Consider the following 5424-nt stretch of genomic DNA (forward strand, 5'->3'; position numbering starts at 1 on the left):
TATCCGGCGCTATGTCAGGCATCAGGATAAAGTGGGCAGAGAAGACGAGGAACGTCAATTAAGGCTGGATGTAGAAAATAATTAAGCCCCCTTATAGGGGGCCAACGCAAAGCCACCTCCTATGGAGGTGGATTTTTACTTTGCAATGCGTGTGGTTCTGGTTCGGCATAGTAATAACCCACGCCGTATAAGGTATGAATAAAGCGTAAATCCGGATACAGCTGCCGGTGCTTACTACGCAGCTTGCGAATATGGCAATCTATAGTGCGTTCGGAGATATCAGTCAAGTCGGCGTAAGCGTTATCTATCAGCTGGCTGCGGCTGAAGATATGCTTAGGGCGCTTTGACAGTGTCGCATGCAAGCGAAATTCCAGCCGGGTTAGCTTTACCGCTTGCTGAGGCGAGCACAGCGTAAAGTTATGTTCGTGCAACTGTAGCAATGGCGGTGCCGTCGTCATCTCGGTGTCGGCCGGCTTAGGCGAAAGCTGCGTAATATGCTGGCGCAAATCTCCCAATACCGTATTCAATTCACCGATCTGGGCACTCAGCCGATGGTACAGTTCGGCTGGAATGTCTGATTTCTGTACTTGCTGCTCCAGCAATGACACCAGCAAATAGGCCTTTTGCGACAGTTGCGCACCGGCATGACTATCGGTTTCATCAGTCGACATCATTGATAAACCTCCGGAAAACGTTACTATGACGCAAATAAAATCAAAGTGAAGCGCGTTTTACCTTTCTTAACGCTTTTCCGTAATTTCCTCCACAATTTTTCCATAATGCTGCTTTAACCTGATATTGGCTGACTATGGCTCAAACAATATTAAGGTGATAACAGCGATGCGCAAGTATTTTAATGGCGTCCTGATAGCAGCAGCTGTGCTGTTAAGCGGTTGCTCGTCTTTTGATGACCCTGCCGCGCCGCCTGCGGGGCTGGAAGACAGAGTAAAGCCCGATGCAGGCCTGCCACTGGCGAGGATGGAAACGCCAGACCCGGATGACCCATACTATGCCGCACTGGAACCTCAGCCGGACGCTTTGCCACTACAGAACACCGGCTCACTGTTTAATCCAAACCGTTTGCACAGTCTTTATATAGAACGTTCACATTTCAAAGCCGGTGATATTGTCTCCGTACAGTTGTCCGAATCTACCAAGGCAACAAAAAAGGGCCAGACACAGTTAAAGAAAAGTTCGGAATACAACCTGGACCCGATACAAATTCCGGGTGGAAACCTGCAGATCGCTGGCAGAGACGTTAACCTGGGGCTGAGCCAGGATCAGCAGTTTCAGGGCGATGGCAGCGCCAGCCAGAGCAATGACTTTGAAGGTGAACTCACAGTTACCGTAATGCGGGTGCTGAGCAACGACAACCTGCTGGTGCGGGGTGATAAATGGATGTTGATCAATAACGGCCGCGAGTTTATCCGTTTAACCGGTATTATCCGCGCTAAAGACATAGACAAAGATAACAAAATTAAGTCGACCAAAATTGCCAATGCCCGCATCGAATACTCCGGTACCGGTGCACTGGCGGACAGCCAGCGGCTTGGCTGGCTAACCGAAAAACTGAATAACCCTGAGCTATGGCCTTTCTAAAGTTGCATATGCTGGTGGCGCTACTCAGCGTAATGCTTTGCGGTTGTGCCTTTGAGCGCACCATCCGCTATCAGCTGGAAGCGCCGGAAGCGAGCATAGTGCTGCATGCAACTGGCTATGCAGTGGTGGCGTCGCAACCGGGTGAACACTATGAAGATAAACTGCTGCTGGCGATGGCAGCGTCAAGGCAGGAAGCTTATCGCCGTCTGGCGGAACAGTTATACGGCCAGAAATTGCATGCCAGCAGTGGCACGGAGCAATCGGTGCTGACAGAAGACAGCATACAAAGCCAGGTGCAGGGCGTGATTAAAGGGGCTGAGCTGGTTGAAGAGTCGTTGCAGGGCAAACTGTATGTTACCCGGCTACGGCTGGACACAGCCAATTTACTGACAATGCCGATTGCTGATATTAAACCTGTCAGCAACCGGACAAAATGGTGGTTCTGATGCGTCGACTAAGCGCAGTGATATTCATTCTATACAGCTTTTCGTTGTCGGCCGAGTGGTTCAGCGCCAGTGGCACAGCGGTGATCTTTGATGATAACCGCCAGTTAGCCCGGCAGCAGGCCGCCAGGCAGGCGCTGCGTGATGTGCTGCAGCAAGCAGATATATCGCTGGCGGCGCTTAGCGTGATTAATACTGAACCGCTCGGCGATGAACTGTTTACGTTGAGCGCGGGTTTGCCGGTGCTGCAAATTGTATTGTTGGAAGAAGATGAGCGTGACAACCGACTGTCCATTACGCTGAAAGCCGATGTCTGGCCGCAGGCCAGTTTATGTCCGGACCGCACGTTGAGTAAAGCTGTGCTGCTGACAGCGTTTAATCTGGCTGAAGGTGCTACTCAGGTTGCACAGAGTAATACAGGCCTGGCTGCCGAAGTTAGCCGCCGTTTTGCTAACACTTTACAACATGCGCAGGCCGATTTTCTGTTAAAGCAGGGCGCTGCTTACAGTTTGCCGGCCGTTGATAAGTTACAAAGTGCCTTTGCACAGCAACAACTGCAGAATATGGCGCAAGCAGCCCAGGCCCAGTTTATTGTTTCTGGCCAGCTGCGGAATTTGTCTTTTGGTGTGCAGCCAGGAAATTTACTCAGCAAAAAGAGCTGGACACGGCAGTTCGCATTGGACGTCAGTGTGATGGATGGTACCAGTGGTGCGCTGATCCAGAATAAAACCTACCAAACACGTACCTTATGGCCCGTCCCGCTGACAACACCAATTGACAGCGGCAGTGATCAGTTATGGCACTCAGACTATGGTGTTGAGGTACAACGGCTGCTGCGTGATGCCGTTGATGATATTGCGCAGACGCTGGCCTGTACGCCGGTAAAAGCACAGGTGGTTCGTGTAGTACCGCAAGGTGTAGCGATAAGTGCCGGCAGCAGGCAGGGTGTAAAAAGTGGCGATATTTTCCGGCTGTTTTACAGCGACAGCTTTACTGACAGTTGGGGTAATCAATACCGTCAGTTGACGCAAGACAGTATTGAGCTGGAGGTGACACAGGTGTATCCGGATCACGCCCTGACACGCGCGCTGACACAGCATAGTGTGTTGCCGGTACAGGTACGCGATCTGGTGCAAATTGCTGGGTTAAAGGAGAGAAAGTATGCAAATTAAAGACACTAGTCTGGCCGGCGTATCCGAATGGCTATTCGCCGGACAGCAGCAGAGCACTGACAATAATGACTTTATGCAGACATTGTCATCCGCCTTGGCTACGGAGCAGGACACGACAAACACCGCTGCGGAGCTGGTCACCTTGCTAAGCGGCAGCGATGAAGCAAACGGCATATCGCTTAGCCGCTCGGATGCTATGTTCTCAGTGCTGACGCAAAACTTAATGCAAAGCCTGGTGCAGTCGGCGCTGCAAACTGAGAAAACCCCAGAGCAACTGGCAGCTGAGCAACAGCCGACTGCTTTTGCTGAGGGCACAACACCGGGTATGGCCGACGTTGTCGATATGATAAACCCGCTACAGCACATTCCGCTGGTAAGCCAGTACTACCGCGAGTGGACCGGCGATGATATGGGCTATGTGTCGCAGGTGGCCGGTGGCGCTTTATGGGGCGGCGGTGTTGGTGTCGCAACATCATTTCTGAACCTTGGTCTGACAAGTATTATGGGTAAAAGCCCGTCGGATTATATCCATCAGTTCCTAAGTGCAGACGATACCGTCGTTGCAGCTGCTACAGCTGTCAGCAAACCAATGACGTCTGCTAAAACGAACAGCAGTGCGCCTACTGTTGCTATTAACAGCTGAGTAGGTGCCAGTTGAGATGTGCTGGTGCCGGCATGGATGCGCCAGCACCGCCTACGCGTTGAAAAATCGCGCTGGTGCCGAACAAATTTGGCAAAACACCATTTATCCCCTACAGATCGGCGGCACAACTCGGTATACTTTCCAGTCATTTTGTCAGTGAGTCTGTCGCATGCATAAATACGATATTAAAACCTTTCAGGGCCTGATTTTGGCCCTGCAGGATTACTGGGCGCGCCAGGGCTGCGTAATAGTGCAGCCGCTGGATTTAGAAGTAGGCGCCGGTACTTTCCACCCGATGACCTTTTTACGCTCTTTAGGGCCTGAGCCGACCAACGTGGCCTATGTGCAGCCATGTCGGCGGCCAACTGATGGCCGTTATGGCGAAAACCCTAACCGCTTGCAGCATTACTACCAGTTTCAGGTCATTTTAAAGCCTTCGCCAGACAATATTCAGGAGCTGTACTTAGGCTCATTGCGCGAGCTGGGTATCGATACACTAGTACACGATATCCGCTTTGTTGAAGATAACTGGGAATCGCCGACGCTGGGTGCCTGGGGCCTGGGCTGGGAAGTGTGGTTAAACGGCATGGAAGTGACCCAATTTACCTACTTCCAGCAAGTAGGTGGCTTAGAGTGCCGCCCGGTAACCGGTGAGATCACCTACGGTTTAGAGCGCCTGGCCATGTACATTCAGGGTGTTGATTCCATTTACGATCTGGTGTGGACCGACGGCCCCTTAGGCCGCGTTACTTATGGCGATGTGTTCCATCAGAACGAAGTAGAGCAGAGCACTTATAACTTTGAGCATGCCGATGTCGCGGCGCTGTTTACCTACTTTGACCAGTGCGAAAAAGAAAGCCAGTACTTAATTGAGCAAGGCCTGGCCCTGCCAGCGTATGAAAAAGTGATGAAGGCCTCGCATGCGTTTAACCTGCTGGATGCGCGTCACGCCATTTCGGTAACCGAGCGGCAGCGCTATATTCTGCGGGTACGTACCCTGGCTAAAGCCTGTGCCGAAGCTTACTATGCCGCGCGTGAAAAACTGGGTTTCCCGTTGTGCAAAAACACCGATAGTGCGAAGCAGGAGGCCTAATGAGCGCGCAAGATTTTTTTGTTGAAATTGGTACTGAAGAGCTGCCACCTAAGGCACTGAAAACCTTAGCCACCGCCTTTGCGGATAACCTGCAGGCCGAGCTGGCCAAGCTTGAGTTAAGCCACAGCGATGTGCACTGGTACGCTGCACCGCGCCGCTTAGCGGTACGCATCAACGCGCTGTCTGCTCAGCAAGCCGATAAAGTGGTGGAAAAACGCGGCCCGGCGTTGGCATCAGCCTTTGATGCCGACGGTAACCCGACCAAAGCAGCGCAGGGTTGGGCAGCGGGTTGTGGCATTACCGTAGAGCAGGCAGAAAAGCTGGAAACCGATAAAGGTACCTGGTTACTGCATAAAGCCAAAGTAGCAGGTGCCGCAACGGTGAGCTTATTGCCCGATGTCGTACAGCAGGCATTGGCGAAATTGCCGATTGCCAAGCCAATGCGCTGGGGTAACTCCACTGCCGAATTTATCC

Annotated in this window: 7 protein-coding genes; 6 read left to right on the top strand and 1 reads right to left on the bottom strand. The window is 52.1% G+C overall.

Annotated elements, in window-relative coordinates; translation table 11 throughout:
• Positions 1 to 119 precede the first annotated feature (119 nt).
• Positions 120 to 674, bottom strand: coding sequence for a winged helix-turn-helix domain-containing protein (locus VIN66_RS07065; protein ID WP_331923319.1), 555 nt, complete (start codon positions 672 to 674; stop codon positions 120 to 122).
• Between the two features lie 166 nt (positions 675 to 840).
• Here VIN66_RS07065 and VIN66_RS07070 point away from each other — a divergent pair, with 166 nt between their 5' ends.
• The 6 genes from VIN66_RS07070 to VIN66_RS07095 form a co-directional block, all read left to right on the top strand.
• Positions 841 to 1599, top strand: a complete 759-nt coding sequence (locus VIN66_RS07070) for a flagellar basal body L-ring protein FlgH (RefSeq protein WP_331923320.1) — start codon at positions 841 to 843, stop codon at positions 1597 to 1599.
• Complete coding sequence (locus VIN66_RS07075) at positions 1587 to 2045, top strand: LPP20 family lipoprotein (protein WP_331923321.1); 459 nt, start codon at positions 1587 to 1589, stop codon at positions 2043 to 2045. The genes VIN66_RS07070 and VIN66_RS07075 overlap by 13 nt, the downstream gene beginning before the upstream one ends.
• A complete protein-coding gene (locus VIN66_RS07080; protein ID WP_331923322.1) occupies positions 2045 to 3214 on the top strand; it encodes a flagellar assembly protein T N-terminal domain-containing protein in 1170 nt (389 codons plus the stop codon). Before VIN66_RS07075 ends, VIN66_RS07080 begins: the two co-directional genes overlap by 1 nt.
• Positions 3204 to 3857, top strand: coding sequence for a hypothetical protein (locus VIN66_RS07085; protein WP_331923323.1), 654 nt, complete (start codon positions 3204 to 3206; stop codon positions 3855 to 3857). Before VIN66_RS07080 ends, VIN66_RS07085 begins: the two co-directional genes overlap by 11 nt.
• 169 nt (positions 3858 to 4026) lie before the next feature.
• Positions 4027 to 4950 carry a glycine--tRNA ligase subunit alpha gene (gene glyQ / locus VIN66_RS07090; RefSeq protein ID WP_331923324.1) on the top strand — a complete coding sequence of 308 codons (924 nt, stop codon included), beginning with the start codon at positions 4027 to 4029 and terminating at the stop codon, positions 4948 to 4950.
• The coding region (locus tag VIN66_RS07095) for a glycine--tRNA ligase subunit beta (RefSeq protein WP_331923325.1) at positions 4950 to 5424 on the top strand (475 nt) is incomplete at its 3' end. The genes glyQ and VIN66_RS07095, both read left to right, overlap by 1 nt.

It is taken from the genome of Rheinheimera sp. (genome assembly GCF_036568245.1).
Classification (GTDB): domain Bacteria; phylum Pseudomonadota; class Gammaproteobacteria; order Enterobacterales; family Alteromonadaceae; genus Alishewanella.

Excerpts from the sequence above, each read along its gene's own strand:
- VIN66_RS07065 (WP_331923319.1), bottom strand. The coding sequence starts at position 674 with ATGATGTCGACTGATGAAACCGATAGTCATGCCGGTGCGCAACTGTCG.
- VIN66_RS07070 (WP_331923320.1), top strand. The coding sequence starts at position 841 with ATGCGCAAGTATTTTAATGGCGTCCTGATAGCAGCAGCTGTGCTGTTA.
- VIN66_RS07075 (WP_331923321.1), top strand. The coding sequence starts at position 1,587 with ATGGCCTTTCTAAAGTTGCATATGCTGGTGGCGCTACTCAGCGTAATG.
- VIN66_RS07080 (WP_331923322.1), top strand. The coding sequence starts at position 2,045 with ATGCGTCGACTAAGCGCAGTGATATTCATTCTATACAGCTTTTCGTTG.
- VIN66_RS07085 (WP_331923323.1), top strand. The coding sequence starts at position 3,204 with ATGCAAATTAAAGACACTAGTCTGGCCGGCGTATCCGAATGGCTATTC.
- glyQ (WP_331923324.1), top strand. The coding sequence starts at position 4,027 with ATGCATAAATACGATATTAAAACCTTTCAGGGCCTGATTTTGGCCCTG.